This window comes from Microbacterium oxydans, from assembly GCF_000956405.1.
GTDB lineage: Bacteria > Actinomycetota > Actinomycetes > Actinomycetales > Microbacteriaceae > Microbacterium > Microbacterium oxydans_C.
In genome coordinates this window covers 36692-53813 of record NZ_JYIV01000017.1, presented here as the reverse complement: position 1 = coordinate 53813, position 17122 = coordinate 36692, and the positions used below count along the sequence as shown (strand labels likewise).

The following is a 17122-nucleotide window of genomic DNA, read 5'->3' as shown; positions in this document are numbered from 1 at the left end:
GAAGCGGCAGGACGAAGCGCTGAACATCCTATCCGCGGAACCTCCGGACGCGACGCAGCCGACCTGGGGAAGAACCGGGTCGGCTGCGTCGTCGTGCGGCTCCTGCGCTACTCGGCCGTGGTGACGCGGAACGTGTCGAAGGCCACGCCGAGTGCTGTCGTCGAGCTGCCGGAGCGGTTGCCGCTCAGGCCCACTCCGCCTGCGGGGAGCGCTGCATTGTCCGACGCCTTCAACTGCCAGTCGGCAGGCTCCGTGGCTCCGGTCGTCCAGATCTTCGCGCCGATCGTGGCCTGTGCAGTGCCCGTCACGGACACCTTGAGCGTGTACGAACCGTTCGCTTCGAAGGTGACTCCGGAGACGGCCTTGGTGGCGAGCACGGTTCCGTCGCGGTGCGCGACGAGCCAGACGCTGCCGTCGGGGCGGAGCCAGGCGCGCACGAGGTAGCGGCCGGCGGCGGAATCGCGTGCGATGACGCCGATGTAGGCCCCTCCGGTCGCCGCAGCCTGGTCGACGCGGAACGTCGTCTGAAGGATCGGGTCTGCGATCGAGGGCTCGTTGAGCGTCGCGTGGCGGGTGTCGCCCGCGGCCAGGTTGAGCGCGCCCGCTCCGCCGGCGACACTCGTCGTGAGGGTCGACCCGCCGGTGATCTTCCAGGCGCCGCCCACGAGCGCGTTCCCCCAACCTCGACCGGACGGCTGCTCGAACTCATCACTCGCGACAGCGGCGGGCTCGTTCACGGTGGATTCCTTCGTCGTGGTCGCCACGCCGCCCAGGTCATCGGTCACGGTGAGCGTCACCGTGCGCGTTCCCGCCGACGCGTAGGTGTGGTTCGCGACCGCACCGTCACCGGTCGTACCGTCACCCCAGTCCCAGCGGTAGCCGCTGATGGTGCCGTCGGAGTCCGCAGATGCCGAGGCGTCGACCGACACCGACCGACCGGTCGTCGCGAGCGTGAACGAGGCCGTAGGGGCAGCGTTGGCTCCCTGTACGAGGACCGGCTTCGTGACGGACCCCACGAGCCCCTGGCTGTCGGTGATCGTGAGCTTGACCTGGTAGGTGCCGGGCTTCGTGTACGTGTGCGTCGGAGTCTTGCCGGTGCCCGTCGAGCCGTCGCCGAAGTCCCAGCGGTAGTCCGAGATCGTGGTGGAGCCGGGCGGCACGGACGTGCTCGCGTCGAAGGCCGCATCGACGCCCTTCGCGGTGGCGGTGAAGGCGGCGACGGGGGCGGTGGAGCCGTTGCCCACGCTGTAGTGCGTCTTGACCTGCGCGGCGCTCAGACCGTAGGGGTACACGGCGAACTCGTCGATGTTGCCGGTCAGGGACACCGACTTCGGTGCGTTGGGCCAGTTGGCGAGCTTCCCGCTGCCGATCTTCCAGAAGCCCTGGTAGTCCTGGCCGTTGGTCACACCGGCGATCTGGTCGTTGAGCTGCCCGTCGACGAAGAGCTTCATCCCCTCGGGGCTCACGGACGCGACGACGTGGTGCCACTTGTCGTCGTTGTACGCGGCCTTTGTCGTGATGACCTTCGTGCCGCCGTCGTACACCCCGAAGTTCAGGCGCCCGTCGTTCGACAGGTAGACGTTCCGATCATGATTCCGCGAGAAGCCTGCGGCCGAGCTCTCGAAGTCGAACAGCAGGCCGCCGGTCGTCGTCGATGTCTGGAACCACATCTCGGCCGAGTACGTGGTCGGCGCGGGCATCTTCGTGGTGGTGTCGACACGACCGGTGTCGGTGCCGTCGAGCACCGTCGCGCCCCCGTCCGACGACAGCGGCTTCGTTCCCGAGCGGAAGATCGGGTTGTTCGTGCCGGCGAGGTCCTGGGCCACTGTCCCCAGCGGGTAGTAGAGCTGAGGGGCGTCGGCGAGCACGGCACGGGAGTACGCCGGTGTCGCCGCGCCCACGGTGGCGGTCGCGGTCTTGCTCGTGACCGTGTTGCCGTTGCTGTCGGTGGCCGTGAAGGTGTACTTCTGCTGCGAGCCGGCCGGAGCCGTCGTGTCCTCGAACGTGACGGCGGGCAGGTTCCACCAGGTGGAGTCCGCCTTGGTGGTGAACAGCGGAGTGGTCGAGCCGGCGCGGCGCAGTTCGTAGGTGAGCGTGAGGTCGTCTCGATCCCAGTTGGCCGGGATCGAGACCTTCACGGCACCCGAGGGGAGCGAGGTCGCCGTCGGCGCCCACTTGTCCCCGGAGAGGCGGGGGCCGTCCTTCGCGCCACCGGGAGGAGTCGTCGAGAACCGTACGAGGCCCTCGAACTGGCCGTTGTTGACCGAGCGGAACTCGCCGCCGATGGAGATCATGTTCCCCGTGCCGGTGATGGAGAGACCGGCCTGACCCAGGCCGGTGGTCACACCGACAGCCCAGTCCGGAGACCAGGCGTACGGCGACGGTGCCGCCGTACCGCCCCAGTCCTTGCGGCCGGGCGCGGCGGGCTGGGGGGCCAGCGTGCCGCGGGCGTCGGCGGAGTACGCCTCGGAGTACCGGTGCACGCGCGGAGCCTGCTCGGGGTGGAGACCCAGGGTCTCGCAGGTGTGGGTGTGGCTGGTCGTGTAGACGACCTTGCCTGTGGAATACACGCCGTAGTGGTCGCCGATGCAGTCCGCGATCCAGCGCACCTTGCCGGTACCGGCCTCGGCGGCGAAGGTGCCCTCGAGGCTGCCGGTCGCGGCGTCGGCGAAGCCCCACCCGGTGCCGTACACCCCGGTGGCATCCGCGGCGAGACCGAAGGTCCCGGCCTTGCCGGCGTAGATGCCCGACCCCGCGCCGTTCTTCACCGTCTTCGCCAGCTCCCACTCGGTGTTCAGTGCTCCGGTGGTCTTGTCGACGGAGGCGCTGCCCCGCATCTCGGTGTTGCCGTTGACCTGGGAGAAGCGTCCGCCCACGATCGTGTCCGCACCGGCAGGGTCCATGACCATCGCATCGACCTGGAGGTCGGTCTGCGGAGCCCAGGGCCGGAGGGCGCCGTTCGTGGTGTCGAAGGCGGCCAGGTTCTTCCGTGGAGTGCCGTTGGCCTGGGTGAACAGGCCGCCGGCGTAGACGGTCGTCCCCGACGTCGCCAGCGCGTAGACGCCGGATCCGCCGATGGAGGGCACGAAGCCCGGGACGAGCTCGCCTGTCTTCGCGTCGATCGCGGCGATGTTCCAGCGGTCCTTGCCGTTGACCTTGTTGAACGAGCCGCCGATGTAGATGCGGGAGCCGTCCGGCGACGCGGCGACGGCCTTGATCACCCCGTTGACCTTCGGGGCGAACGGCAGGAGTGCACCCGTGACGATGTCATACGCGAGCACGTTCGAGCGTGCCGTCAGCGCTGTCCCCGGGGCGGCCTTCGGCTCGCGGGCGTTGTCGAACTTTCCGACCGCGTAAACCGTCGAGCCGACGGTCGTCTGTGCCCAGACGTACCCGTTGTCGATCTGCACGGTCGGGATCGGATCAGACGTGACGACGTCGCCGTCACGTTGCAGCAGCGGTGGCAGTGTCGGTGGTGCGTCCGCGGCGACCGCGGCTCCACCGCCGAACGATCCGAGCCCGCTCACGATCAATGCTCCGACGACCGTCGCGATGACGGTCTTCCGGGCGCGCTTCAGAACACGCTTGTTCCCCATGTTTTGCTTCCCCAGTGAATCCGGTGCCGACGCGCGCGCCAGCATGACATCGCAGGGCGATCCGAACCGCGGGAGCTTCCCCAAGCCCATGTGTTTCCGCGGTCGTCACGACCTCTGCGAACCCCCGTCGGGACCAGGACAGTCCACGACAGGTAACACAATACCATCCGAAATCCCGTATTGTCGCCGGTCAGTCGCCGCTTCGGGAGCTCGAGACGTGCCTCGGGGCGCGGAGTCGTCGGAGCCGCGCGATCAGCATCGTGGCCCGGGTGAGCTCGATGCCGAGGATGGCGAGGATGACGAGAGCCGCGATCCAGTACAGCTCCACCAGGTTGCCGACCTCGCCCGAATCGGCATAGTCGGTGGTGGTCGACGGGGCAGCGGGAAGCGGCGGCGCAGCGTCAGCCGTGCGGTGCGAGTACTCCACGCCGAGGTCGTCGGCGATGGCCTGGAGATTCGACTCATCGATCACCGACCGCGCGTCCGCACCCTGGTACTGGATGTAGTCGCCCGCCTGGTCCGAGACTCCCCCCGTGGTGATGCGCATCGGCCCGCCCTCGGCCGTGCCGTACCCGAACACCGCCCCCGAGTCCGTGTACTTCGCGCTGGAGCCGAACGACTCGGGTGCGGTATCGACCGTCTGCTCCCCGTCGCCGAGATAGAAGACCATGCGCGAGCGGTCAGGGGAGGACTCGGCCGCCGACGCGAGCGTCTCGGAAAGCAGCGGAGCGGCGATGCCGATCGAGCTTCCGCGTGACTGGCTGGTGACCTCGGGGCGCAGCACCTGCAGCGAACCCAGGAGCGCGGTGGTATCCGTGGTCAGTGGAACCCGCAGCTGTGCGGAGGCATCCGAGGTGATGAGTGCGAAGCGTGCTCCCGGGTACTCCTCCACGAGCGCGCGCACGTCTTCGCGGATGCCGTCGAGCCGCGGTTCCCCGTCGCCCCAGTCCTCGGCCACGATGCTCGCCGTGGTGTCGACCACCAACACGATGTCGGTGTCGGTCGCGAGGGTCTGCGTGGCTCCGCCGGGAATGCCGGGACGCAGCAGGAGCGCGACGCAGGCGAGCACCAGCAGCAGACGCATGGCCCACAGCGCACGATGTCCGGCGAGTGCGCGCCCGTCCGTGATCGGCACGCTTCCAGACTTCGGCGGACGGACGAGCACCCAGACGGCCACGGCGAGGACCGGTGCGCACAGCAGAGCGATCAGCAGCGGGTTGAGCACGGGTTGGAAGATCACAGTCGTACCCTCCACAGCACCACGACGAACCCGAGCACGCTGAGGCAGAGCACCACGATCCACAGGTTCGGGGTGTCGGTCCAGACCACCTGGGCCTCTCCGCGAAGCTCGGTCGCGTCCTGCTCCTGCACCTGGTCCACGATGTCGGAGACGGTGGTCGTGTCGCGCAGTCCGAACGCCGCGCCCCCCGTCGCCTCTGCTGCCGCACTGAGCTCGGCGCTCACGTCTGCGTCCTTGCCCTGGACGGGGTTCAGCGCGAAGACCCGCACGTCCTTCGAGGCGGCGTAGGCGGCGGCTTCCTCCAGCGTCACGATCGAGGCGCCGTTGACCTCGTTGTCGGTGGCGAAGATCACCGAGCGCGAACGCTCGTCGTCGGGGTGGTCGAAGCCCATCGCGCAGGCGGCCAGGCCGTCACCGATCAGGGAGGCGCCGTTGCCGTTGAGCGTGCCGATCCAGTGCTCCGGAACGCGGTCGACGAAGTCGAAGCTCTCGGTCATGCTGGCCAGGTGCTCGCGGATGAAGTCGTAGTCGTCGGTCAGGGGGAAGATCTGCACGGGCGAGCTGTTGAAGATCGTCAGGCCGATGCGCTCTCCCTCGAAGCTGTCCAACAGCTCGTCGAAGACGTTCAGCACCTCGACGTCGACCTCGGTCATGGAGCCGGAGACATCGAGGCACAGCATGATGTCGCGGCTGGTGTTGACGGGCTGCACGGTTTGCGCCGACATCGGCCGCGCGGCCACCACTCCCGACACGATCGCGGCGGCTGCGCCGAGCGCGAGGATGCCGGAGAGCGCGAGCGCCCTGCGCGTCAGGGCGCGGCGGAAGGACGGCAGTGTCCGCAGGCGTTCCGCTCGGGCGACGCGGGCGGCACCGCCACCTCCGGCGCGTCCCTCGCGTCGGAGGCCGAGGATGAGCCCGACCGCGAGTGCGACCACCACGACGGCGACCGCGGCGACCAGCATCCAGATGTTCGCTAGTGCCACGTGCGCACCACCGTCCTGGCCGCCTCGGCGCCGGCGATGGGGTCGATCACCGGGCCGGGCCGGAAGATGCTCGGATAGTAGTGCCTGCCGAGCGCGTCGATGAGTGCGGGGTGGACGCCGCGTGCCACCAGGTCGTCGAGCGCGAGCACCGGCGCCTCCAGGCCGCTGTACTCGTTCACGAAGGCGCGCACGACCCGGCTCAGCTCGACGTTCGCCTGCCGAGCCGACAGGCGCCGTTCCCGGTAGTCGGTCTCGATCTGCTGGATGCGCGCCTGATACTCGGTGCGCAGCTGCGACAGCACGTCGATGATCAGCGGAGCCTGCCCCGCGTTCGGGTCCACGGTCGCCAGGGCCCGACGGGGTCGCGTGAGCACGATCAACAGCCACGCGCCGAGCACCAGCAGGGCGAGGATGCCGATCGCGAGCAGCATCCACCCCCAGCCGTACTGGGCCGGCGGGTAGAGGTCGTCAGAGCCGGGCATTCGACCTCCGATTCAGCAACGTCAGCAGCTGGGCGATGGCGTGATCCTGCCCCTCCAACGTGGAGTGGCTGATCTCCATGCGGGTGAGCAGCTCGTCGAGGTAAGCGGCATCGGCCTCTCGCTGGGCGGTCAGCTCCTGCACGATCTCCCGGTCGCCCTGCACGAAGCCCGGCACCTGCCACCGGCTGTCGACGTCGCTGCGGATGCGTCCTGTGGCGTGATCGAGCACAGGCTCGGCGTCACGCAGTGTGAGCCACAGCACGTCGTGCTGCACACGTAGTCGACGCAGCATCCGCTCGGTCTCGCTCGTGAGGGGAGCCTCGTCGGTGATCACCACCACGATCATGCGGCGGGCGATCGTGCGGGTGACGAACGAGAGCAGGGCGTCGCGGTCGCTCGGGGCGCTGCTCTCGTCCACGGCCCTGTCGATCGTGCGCAGCGCATGTTCGAGTGCGCCCTCGCTGCGGCCGGGCGCGAGGCGGCGCACCTTCGAGGAGTCGCCGTAGATCATGGTGAAGTCGTCGCCGTGACGCAGGGTCAGCACGCCGAGCACTCCCGTGGCGAGGATCGCCAGTTGCTTCTTCGACTGCTCGTCCGCCGCGAGGGCCGACATCGAGCGCCCTGTGTCGACCGCGAACAACACGGTGTGCATGCGCGTGGCGCGCGAGCGCTTCACGAGCGGCGTCCCCAGTCGGGCGGTCGCACGCCAGTCGATGTCGCGCACCTGATCGCCGTACTCGTACTTGCGCAGGTCTTCGAAGTCGAGGCTCCGCCCACGCAGCAGCGACGCGTAGGCGCCGTCGAGCGCGTGCAGCGACTTGCGCGTCGAGTGGATGAAGAGCTTGCTCTTCACCTGCGTGATCAGGCTGGCCATGTGGCGGTGTGTCCGAGGTCGCCCGGGTCAGGGCGTGGGGACCGAGGCGAAGATCTGGTCGATGATCTCCTCGCTGCGGATGCCCTCGGCGTCGGCCTCGAAGGTCAGCAGCACGCGGTGCCGGAGGATCAGGTGACGCAGCTCGCGGATGTCCTCGGGCAGCACGTGCGCTCGTCCCTTGAGGAGGGCCAGCGCGCGCGAGGCCTGCAGGAAGGCGATGCTCGCGCGCGGACTCGCGCCGTACTTGATGAAGCGGGCGCGCTCCTCGCCGATGTACGGAGCGGGATTGCGGGTGACGTAGGCGATCGACACGATGTAGTTGCGGATCGCGGGGTCGACGTAGATGCGGCTCGCCACGTCCTGCAGCAGGTGCACGTCGTCGAGGCTGACGGCGCTGGTCACGTGCCGGTCGGGGTCGAGCACGCCGGAGTCGATGCGGCTGAGCACTTCGAGCTCCTCGGTGGGGCTCGGGTACTCGACGATCTCCTTGAGCAGGAAGCGGTCCATCTGCGCCTCGGGCAGCTCGTACGTGCCCTCCTGCTCGATCGGGTTCTGCGTCGCGATCACGAGGAACGGCTTGGGCAGGTGGTGGATCTCTCCGCCGATCGTGGTCTGGTGCTCCTGCATGGCCTCGAGCATGGCGCTCTGGGTCTTCGCGCTGGAGCGGTTGATCTCGTCGAGCAGCACGAAGTTCGCGTGCACGGGGCCGAGCACGGTGCGGAACGAGCCGGTCGCCGCATCGTAGATCTGGTTGCCCGTGATGTCGCTCGGCAGCAGGTCGGGGGTGCACTGGATGCGCTTGAACTGCGCCTTCACGGTGTCGGCGAGGGTGCTCGCCGCAGTGGTCTTGGCGAGTCCCGGCACGCTCTCCAGGAGGATGTGCCCGCCGGCGATCAGAGCCACGAGCAGGCTGGTTCGCAGGCGCTCCTGGCCGACCATCTTCGCGGAGTACGAGGTGGAGATGACTCGCAGCACCTCGATCGCGCGGTGGATCTCGGCATCGGTGGGGGCGGCGTTCGTGGGTGCGGCGGCAGGTGCGGGCGTGTGCGCGGGACCGGGCGGAGGCGGTGGGGCGGAGATCGTCCGCAGGTCCGGCGTGGAGGACTCGGTCATCGGTAGGCTCCCTCGTTCGGGGACCCGCGACGCGGCCGTCCCCCGCGGACCAGCGTAATCGCAACGACGGAGCGGCCGGCTGTGTGCGGTCTGACGACTACCGCTCCGCTCACCTGCATGAACTGAGTACGGATGCAGGAAGAGGCGTCGCGCAGACCTCCTGCATCCGTCGAAAGATCATGCGTTCGGGGGACGCCGTTACTGACCGAACATCGTCGCGACGGCTGCGATGCCTCCGAGCGCGAGGGCCAGGACGAGGATGATGACCCAGACGCTCATGGCGATCGCGTTGAGGGCGACTCCCCACCCGGCCCTGGTGCGCGCCTGCGGCTCGTGACGCAGCGAGAGGATGCCGACGATGAGTCCGATGACCGGCGCGAAGAAGGTCCAGCCGGCGAAGAGCGAGCAGATCCCGAGAACGAGACTGACGGTCCCTTTCGCGGTCGAGGTCGCAGGGTCGGACAAGGTTGAAGGAGACACGGTTGAAGGGGAAACGGTCGTTGACATGTCTTCCACGCTAGGACGGGTCGGTACTGCGGGGCATCGGCCCTGAGTGCCGGCGTCGTACATCCAGCGGATGATCTCCGCTCGGGGCACGACGGCGGTCGCGTCGCGCAGACGGCTACTCGGACCGGCGGTCGAGGAACAGCAGCTCCAGCGGCGCGGCGAGCAGCGCATCCACGCCGTCAGCGAATGCCTGGAAGTGCGGTGTCGCGAAGTGGGTGTCGAGCGCGGCCCGGTCATCGAAGGCCTCGCGCATGTAGAACGTGCCCGGTTCGCTGCGTGACTCGAACAGCACATAGTCCTGATTGCCCGCGCTCGGCTCCGACGTCGCGAAGCCCCTGCAGAGCCTGCGCGACTGGGTCGAGGCGAACATCCAGCGCTTCCCCGGTCTCTGATCCCGTCGGGCGTCGGGTGGTTACCCGCAGGCGACCTGCACCCCTTGCGGGAAACCACGTGCCCGTCGGTACCGTCCTCGCAGGACAGAGCACACGCAGAAGAAGAACGACCCTCCCTCACGTTTCCCGACGTCCCGACCTTCGCGGTTCGAAGCTCCACGGTGGCTGACGGAACGCCCTTCGCGCCTGCACAGTACTCCGGAGTCTTCGGCGTTCCCGGTGGGCAGGACATCTCTCCCGAGCTCGGACCCCGGGGGCGGGTCTGGGCTCCTCGACCTCCACTTCTCGCGCGCGATTCCGCTCCTCCGGTGCCGATCACCGGCCCTGCTAACGTCGAAGGGCAGCCGCTTTCCGGGTTGGTCGAGCTTTCCGCTCCCACCGGGACAGAACTGTTCCTCGCTCGGACGCGGCCGCTCATCGATACATGACGGAAGTGTGAGGACGATACGTGACGAACAGTGAACGAGTAGCGATCATCGGCGCCGGCCCCTCGGGCATGGCGCAGCTGCGGGCCTTCGAGTCGGCAGCCCGCGCGGGGGCGGAGATCCCCGAACTGGTCTGCTTCGAGAAGCAGGCCGACTGGGGCGGACAGTGGAACTACACCTGGCGCACCGGGCTGGACGAACACGGCGAACCCGTGCACTCCAGCATGTACCGCAACCTGTGGTCGAACGGCCCGAAGGAGGCGCTGGAGTTCGCCGACTACACCTTCGACGAGCACTTCGGACGGCCGATCTCGTCGTACCCGCCGCGCCCGGTGCTGTGGGACTACATCGCAGGGCGCCTCGCGAAGACCCGCGTGCGCGACCTCATCCGCTTCGAGACCTCGGTGCGATGGGTGGAGTTCGACGAGGATCGTGAGGTGTTCCGTCTCACCAGCGAGCACCTGCCGACGGGACGCACGACCACGGAGGAGTTCGACCGCGTCATCGTGGCCAGCGGACACTTCTCCTTCCCGAATGTGCCGGACGTGCCCGGGATCGAGACCTTCCCCGGCTATGTCAGCCACGCCCACGACTTCCGAGGCGCCGAGGCCTTCGCAGACCGCGATGTGCTCGTGATCGGGTCGAGCTACTCAGCGGAGGACATCGGCAGCCAGGCTTTCAAGATGGGCGCCCGTTCGGTCACCGCGAGCTACCGGACGGCCCCGATGGGGTACGACTGGCCCGAGGGCTTCGAGGAGCGTCCGTGCGTCGAGCGCTTCGAGGGTCGCACCGTGCACTTCGCCGACGGCACGTCGAAGGAGGTCGATGCGGTCATCCTGTGCACCGGCTACCTGCACAAGTACCCGTTCCTGCCGGCAGACCTCGCGCTGTCGTCGCCGAACAACGTCTACCCCGACGGTCTGTACCGCGGGATTCTGTGGCAGGGCAACCCGCGCCTGGCCTACCTCGGTGCGCAGGACCAGTGGTTCACGTTCAACATGTTCGACGCGCAGGCCTGGTTCGTGCGCGACGTCATCCTCGGCCGGATCACCCTGCCCGATGAGGCCGAGCGCGCTGCGTCCATCGCCGCGTGGCGGAAGCGGTTCGCGGAGATCGACTCGGCAGCGACGGAGATCCGCTTCCAGGCCGACTACATCCGCGACCTCCTCCAGCTCACCGACTACCCGGAGTTCGACCTCGACCGGGTCGTGGAGATCTTCCTCGCGTGGAAGCACGACAAGAAGGAAGACATCATGGGCTATCGCGACCGCACCTACGAGTCGGTGATGACGGGGACGATCGCCGTCGTGCACCACACACCGTGGCTCCAGGAGCTCGACGATTCGCTCGAACGCTACCTGGACGTCGACGCCGACTCCCTCGAGGCGCGGCGGATCATGGACGCACCACGCGATGACGACCGCGAGGCGCTCGCCGCAGTCTGACCCGGTGCTTCGATGCCCCTTCCCTCTCTCACGGAGGGGAGGGGCGTTCTCGTCAGGCGGGGTCGCGGGTGCCTCGCCGGCGTCCGACCCAGACGACGAGAGCGGCGGTGGCCATGATGATCGCGGCGATCAGCAGCACCCAGAGCGCGACGCCGCCATATCCGTACCTGTGCGGATTCAGGAACGGGTACGGGTACCACCACGGCTCACCCGTCGATGGAGAGATCACGAGGTTCGCTCGGATCAGCGTGTAGGCGACCCAGACGATAGGGAAGATGGCTGCGACTCCGACGGCGCCCCAACCGAGCGCTCGGCGTCGTGGTGCGAAGAGCAGGTCGAGCAGCATGATGAGCGGAACCACCACGTGCAGCACTTCGTTGGACCAGGGGACCGTCGACCCCTGGGGCAGTTCGATTCCCCGCAGCAGGGTGTTGTAGACGACCCCGGTGACGATCGCGTACGTGCTCGCGCAGACCAGGAACACGGCGAACCAGCCCGGTTCCGGCGATGCCGTGCGACGATTCGCGAGTGCCCAGATCCCACCGATGGCGAGCGCGGCGGCAGCCAGCACGTTCGACAGGATCGTGAAGAAGCTGAAGAAGTTCACGAAGACCGTGGGCAGGTGTGCGCCCCACGCGGTCTCGGACGCGAGCGCGATCTCGAGGGTCCGCACCAGCTGGGCGACGATGGCCGCCACGGCGAGAACCGATGCTGCGAGTCGTGCGTAGGGCCACCAGGTCGTCATTTCGCCTCCGAGCGAAACTGTAGCGTCACTCCGACGTAGACCGGGGCGGTGAGTGGCGTCAGGAGCGCTGCCGCCAGCGGAGACGCGTGATGAGCACGCCGAGGAGGCAGAGCGCGCCACCGAGGAACATCAGCGGCGTCGGTACCTCGCCGAGGATCGCCCAGGACATGAGGATCGCGATCGCCGGAACCACGTAGGTAGTCGCCGAGGTCTGCCCCGCGGTGCTGCGCTGCAGCACGTAGGCCCAGGTCGTGAAGGCGATGGCCGTGGGGAAGACGCCGAGGTAGACGACCCAGAGCGTGGCATCCAGTGGTGCCGACTGCAGGGAGCCGATGAGGCTGCCCAGCCAGGGCAACAACGCGATGGTGCCGACGCCCGCGCCGAGCCAGGTGAGAGTGGTCGAGTCGACGCCCGAGGTGAGCAGGCGCTTCTGCACGAGCGTGCACCCGGCGTACATGATCGCGGCGAGGAGCGCGAGCAACAGTCCCGTGATGTCGGGCCCGGCGCTGGTGGTGGAGTTCATGCCGATGAGTACGACCCCGAGGAAGGCGATGGGTGCGCCGATCACGAGCGGTTTCGGGAAACCCTCACGCAGGAACAGGCCGCTGAAGACGACGACCATGAGGGGAGCGAGGTTCACGACCATCGCGGCGGTGCCCGCATCGAGCGTCAACTCCGCACTGTTGAGGGCGAGGTTGTAGACGCAGAACCATCCGATGCCCCACGCCGCGATGAGCAGCCAGTGCCGACGGGCAGGGATGTGGATGCCGTGTCGAACCGCGATGATCGTCAGCACGGCCGTGCCGACCGCCATACGCAGCAGCGCCAGGGCACCCGGGTCGTAGTGCGGACCCGCACCGCGGATGCCGATGAAGGCGGACGCCCACAGCACGACCGTGACGAGCGCGGCGGCGAGGACGAGCGCGCCCTGCTTCTTGGGTGCCCCACCGTCGGCGCGGATCCCGTCGGAGGTGATCCCGGGGTCGCCGGATGTGGCTGCTGACATCTTCCGATCCTGGCAGGTGGCACCGACGCCGGACGAGCCGTCGGAGTGACACCCGTCGTCGGATTTCAGCCGATCTCGGACCGCGATTCGATGGTGTCGATTCACGAATTCTTCGCCGCCAGTTCACGTTCCTCACTTGAGTGGAAAAAAGTTCGCGCACCGCAGGCCAGTCGCATGAGCATGGAATGTAGTCAAATGTTGCCATTACTGCATGCTTCACAGCTGACACTCAGCGTCAAGTAGGCCGTTCGGGGGACAGACAAGACTCACAGCTGACGGATAGAGTCCCCAGCGAGTACCGCCGCAAGCCCACGGTCGAAGCGTGACGGTCCCGTTCGAGGTCGTGGTCTGCGTGCGTTCCGTCGTGCTTGTGCGCGTGCGCCCAGATTCGCTCGGGGGCGCCGTCGTCGCAGCGTTCGCAATCGCCGCGCGGTTCGAACCCTGTCGTGTCCCCCTGGAGAAGAATCCTGCGATGAAGACCAGACCTCGCCGTCGGCACTTGCGTTTCGCGCCTGTTCGGCGACTTCCGTTCGCGCTCGCCGCGATGTTGATGGCGACCATCGTCGCTGTGGGCTTGTTCCAGCCTCTCGAGGCGTCGGCGGCGACTGCCGCGGCGACCGCGCGTACTCAGGTCTCGCCGCCAGCGGGGCTCTTCGCTCCGTCGACGGATGCTGCCGGTGTGGTCACGCAGTTCACCGATGGCGGGCCTGCAGTGCAGGCGGCCGCGAGGCAGGCGCTGCTCAAGGGCGGGCAGAGCATCGAGCACTTCATCACCACGGGTCAGCATGAGGCGATCGCGCAGGACTATCGCCTCATCGCCCTGCGCTTGAGCCTCGCGGGTGGCCGTGCCGTCCGGCAGCAGGCGGAGTCCGCGCTCACGGCCAACAATCCCGACCAGCTTCGCACTTTCGTCACCGAGGGGTGGAAGGACGCCTGGGAAGTCGACGACCGCTCGGCGACGTTCGTGCTCGCCGACACCGGGACGCCGACAGTCCAGCGAGAGGCCAACAAGGCGCTGGATTCCGACGACCCGAGCGCTGTCTCGCAGTTCCTGCTGATCGGTCAGTACGACGCCAAGATCATCGATGACCGGGCAGCGGTCTATGTGCTCGCCTCCACCGGGTCGCCGAGTGTGATCGCCGCGGCGGAGGCGGCGCTCGACGCCACTCTCCCGGATGGATCCGAGGACGCGCAGGCCGTCGCCGACTTCCTGCGATACGGGCAGTTCGTCGCCGGCGCGCGCGATGCCGAGGCGGCGACGATCGCCCAGCTGACCAATCAGGTGATCGCGGCGAACATGGTCGCTCAGGAGGAGCGTCGCAACGCCGACAACGCCTCCGCCCAGGCGGTCCTCGCCGCCAAGCTCGCGAAGGAGGCGACGCAGCGCGCCGCCCAGCAGGCCGCCGCCGCGCAGGGGAACGCTGAGCAGGCGAGTGCCGCCGCGAGCAGGGCGGCGGGACTCGCGCGTCAAGCGGCCGACGCTGCCGATCTCGCGGTGCAGGCAGCTGCCGCAGCGCACCAGGCCATGAATGCGTCGATGAGCGCGGCCGGAACGGCTGCTTCGGCTGCGGCTCGGGCGAACCGTGCGGCCGCGAACGCCGATGGTGCGGCCGCGAATGCTGCGGGCCAGGCAGGAATGGCAGCTGCGGCGCGCGCCGAGGCGGAGAAGGCGCGCGACGCCGCCGACAAGGCAGCGAAGGCCAAGCGCGCTGCGGCCGAGGCGGAGACCGCGACGAATGCAGCGAACCGTGCATCTCAGGCGGCGGGTGCTGCGGCAGGCTACTCGGGCGAGGCGGCCGGGTACGCGATGGAAGCCTCCCAGGCATCGGGAGTGTCGTCGGCGGCTGCCGCGCAGGCGCGGGCTGCTGCGGCGAAGGCGAATGCGGCCAAGGGCCGCGCCGCATCCGCGACGGCGCGGACGGATCGTCTTGCCGCCGAGACTTCGGCTGTCGCACAGCAGGCGCGGGATGCGGCCGGTCGTGCGGCGGACAACGCGAACGCTGCTGCGATCGAGGCGGACACGGCCGCGGCTCAGGCCGGTGTGGCGCAGGGCGCTGCGGCTCGGGCGACCGCCTCTTCGGCGAAGGCGGCGGCCGCTGCCGATGCCGCGACGAAGGATGTCGAACTCGCGAAGACCATCTTCGCCCTGGCGCGGAAGGCCGACGCGGAGCGCCTGGCAGCTGAAGAGGAATTCGGGCTGGCACAGGCGGAGATCGCCGCAGCAGAGGAAGCCGAAGAGAAGGAGCTCAAGGACGAGGCCAAGAAGGAGGGCGCGGCAGCGGTTGCTGAGAGCAGCGCGTTCCTGAAGAAGATCACGGCTCCGAATGCCAACCTGCAGGAGCTGCTGCCGGAGGCGCGTTCGGCGATGCTGGCTCTGATCACGTCGGGAACCCCGTGGATCGCCGCCGCGGCGGAGCAGGCTGTCATCGGGAACGATGAGGCCGTCGTCGAATTCTTCAAGAACGGGTATGGCATCGCGCTCGAGCAGGACCAGTGGGACGAAGCAAAGGCCCTGCTGTACGACGGCGAGAACACGATGCTGCAGAGCGAGGCGTACGACGTCCTCGAGAACGGCGAGGAGTACGTCGCCGCATTCCTCACCGAACGGCTACCCGAGATCCGTGACCTCGAGAACCGGCAGATCGCGTTCGTGCTGGCCACTGAGGGTGGACCGGCCATGCAGCGCGAGGCGAACCGTGCGCTCGACGCCGATGACCCCGCGGTTCTCGCGAAGTTCATCGCCGAAGGACAGTACGACGCACTGGAGGTAGACCAGCGTGCGGCGGCGTTCGCCCTCAGCACGTCGGGCGGCCCCGAGGTGCAGGCGGCCGCGAACATCGCGCTCGAAGGTTCCAAGACGGCGCTGAAGAGGTTCCTGGAGCAGGGGCAGTACGAGGCCGCCAAGCGCGACAACGACACCGCGGCGCACGTGGCGCAGATGCAGAGCATGCTGCACCTGGCCGACCAGCAGGCGGCGTCTGCGCGGGAAGCAGCTGCGCTCGCGGAGAAGGCGGCAGCGACAGCACGGCAGGCGGCGGCGGAGGCCGAGGAGAGCGCCCGACAGGCTCGGCAGTATGCGCAGGAGGCGCAGGGCTGGGCTGCGCAGGCGGCCACCTCAGCCAACCAGGCGACAGCTTCCGAGAACGAGGCGCGTCAGTCGTCGCAGCGGGCGCATCAGGCGCTGACGGCTGCGACAGCGGACGCCAGGAAGGCCAACGGGTTCGCCGCGCAGGCCACGTCATCGGCGCAGTCGGCCAGCGCGGCGGCGTCGCGGGCCAACGATGCGGCGAGCCGTGCGGCCACATCGGCGACGAACGCGGGGCTGGATGCGCAAGCTGCCGTGAAGGCGGCAACCGAGGCACGCGAGATCGCGGCGTCGAAGCAGCGCGCGGAGGATGGGGCTGACAACTACCCGCCCCCTGCCGGCAAGGAGGGAGAGCTGACGCAGGAGCAGATCGATGCTGCGTACGCGCTCGGTGGCGACGCCGAGGTGCAGCGGCTGAAGGACGCCCACGCGCTGACGCAGCCCGATGCGCTGCTGAACTTCATCATCCAAGAGGGCGGCACGGTCCTCCTCGACCTCATCGGCGTGACCGACATCATGGACTGCGTCACCAAGGGAGACGTCGGTGCGTGCTTCATGGCGATCATCGGATTCGCCCCCTGGGGCAAGCTGGCCAAGCTGGTCGAGTCGATCCCGCTGATCATGAAGCTCGCCGACAAGGTCGTCGGCTTCGTCAACAAGGTCGGCGACGCATTCAGCCTTCTCAAGAAGAACAAGACCCAGGCCGGCGATATGGTCCGAGGCCAATGCCTCGATGGAGATGGGTGCAACCTCACGCTGGAGCTCGCCGCAACGAACCCGGGTAAATTGCTCCCGGGACAGATGCCGGGAATTAGAGACATCGGTCGGTGGGCTGAACGCAACGCGGGGATTCCACCCGGGATGAACAATCGCATCGAATCGCTCAATGGGACGGCCGCTTATCGCAAGCCGGATATTCTTCTGAAAACGGAAACTGCGGGTGTAACAAAGACAACGATTGCGGATGTGAAGAATGTTGCCATGCTGCGTTACACCAACCAGTTGCAGGACTACATGGCGTACGCAATGTCGAAAGCGCCGAAGAAGGGTGAGACCGACAAGGCCTCTGAGTTCGGTCTTATCATCCGAGACGACACGAAACTTCATCCTGATCTGAAGGGCGTCCTCTGCTCGCCACCAACCGGTGTGAGTATCTTCGTGAAGTACCTCCCTGATGAGAACGGTGGCGGACTTTCGGAGAACATGATCAAGACGATCTGCAAGTGACT

At 68.0% G+C, this 17122-nt stretch carries 12 protein-coding genes; 2 read left to right on the top strand and 10 right to left on the bottom strand.

Features of this window, described 5'->3' with window-relative positions; all coding sequences use genetic code 11:
- Nucleotides 1-107: 107 nt before the first annotated feature.
- The 8 genes from RN51_RS03410 to RN51_RS03375 form a co-directional block, all read right to left on the bottom strand.
- Nucleotides 108-3596, bottom strand: a complete 3489-nt coding sequence (locus tag RN51_RS03410) for a PKD domain-containing protein (RefSeq protein ID WP_045262638.1) — start codon at nucleotides 3594-3596, stop codon at nucleotides 108-110.
- 190 nt (nucleotides 3597-3786) lie between these two features.
- Nucleotides 3787-4836, bottom strand: a complete 1050-nt coding sequence (locus tag RN51_RS03405) for a VWA domain-containing protein (RefSeq protein WP_045262637.1) — start codon at nucleotides 4834-4836, stop codon at nucleotides 3787-3789.
- A complete protein-coding gene (locus RN51_RS03400; RefSeq protein ID WP_231579200.1) occupies nucleotides 4833-5819 on the bottom strand; it encodes a VWA domain-containing protein in 987 nt (328 codons plus the stop codon). Before RN51_RS03400 ends, RN51_RS03405 begins: the two co-directional genes overlap by 4 nt.
- Nucleotides 5810-6301, bottom strand: a complete 492-nt coding sequence (locus RN51_RS03395; protein ID WP_045262636.1) for a hypothetical protein — start codon at nucleotides 6299-6301, stop codon at nucleotides 5810-5812. Before RN51_RS03395 ends, RN51_RS03400 begins: the two co-directional genes overlap by 10 nt.
- Nucleotides 6288-7175, bottom strand: coding sequence for a DUF58 domain-containing protein (locus RN51_RS03390; protein ID WP_045262635.1), 888 nt, complete (start codon nucleotides 7173-7175; stop codon nucleotides 6288-6290). Before RN51_RS03390 ends, RN51_RS03395 begins: the two co-directional genes overlap by 14 nt.
- A gap of 27 nt (nucleotides 7176-7202) precedes the next feature.
- Nucleotides 7203-8288 (bottom strand): AAA family ATPase, encoded by a 1086-nt coding sequence (locus tag RN51_RS03385; RefSeq protein WP_231579199.1) that lies wholly within the window; start codon nucleotides 8286-8288, stop codon nucleotides 7203-7205.
- 198 nt (nucleotides 8289-8486) lie between these two features.
- Nucleotides 8487-8753 (bottom strand): hypothetical protein, encoded by a 267-nt coding sequence (locus tag RN51_RS03380; protein ID WP_045262634.1) that lies wholly within the window; start codon nucleotides 8751-8753, stop codon nucleotides 8487-8489.
- A 157-nt stretch (nucleotides 8754-8910) separates the two neighbouring features.
- Nucleotides 8911-9165, bottom strand: a complete 255-nt coding sequence (locus tag RN51_RS03375) for a putative quinol monooxygenase (protein ID WP_045262633.1) — start codon at nucleotides 9163-9165, stop codon at nucleotides 8911-8913.
- 470 nt (nucleotides 9166-9635) lie between these two features.
- On the opposite strand from RN51_RS03375, the gene RN51_RS03370 reads away from it, so the two are divergent.
- Nucleotides 9636-11057 (top strand): NAD(P)-binding domain-containing protein, encoded by a 1422-nt coding sequence (locus RN51_RS03370; protein ID WP_156149075.1) that lies wholly within the window; start codon nucleotides 9636-9638, stop codon nucleotides 11055-11057.
- 52 nt (nucleotides 11058-11109) lie between these two features.
- Here the strand turns inward: RN51_RS03370 and RN51_RS03365 are convergent, their stop codons facing one another.
- Both RN51_RS03365 and RN51_RS03360 read right to left on the bottom strand, forming a co-directional pair.
- A complete protein-coding gene (locus RN51_RS03365) occupies nucleotides 11110-11802 on the bottom strand; it encodes a Pr6Pr family membrane protein (protein ID WP_045262632.1) in 693 nt (230 codons plus the stop codon).
- 58 nt (nucleotides 11803-11860) lie between these two features.
- A complete protein-coding gene (locus RN51_RS03360; RefSeq protein ID WP_052674565.1) occupies nucleotides 11861-12808 on the bottom strand; it encodes a DMT family transporter in 948 nt (315 codons plus the stop codon).
- A 472-nt stretch (nucleotides 12809-13280) separates the two neighbouring features.
- Here RN51_RS03360 and RN51_RS03355 point away from each other — a divergent pair, with 472 nt between their 5' ends.
- Entirely contained in the window at nucleotides 13281-17120 is a 3840-nt protein-coding gene (locus RN51_RS03355; protein WP_156149074.1) for a putative toxin, read from the top strand.
- Nucleotides 17121-17122 lie beyond the last annotated feature (2 nt).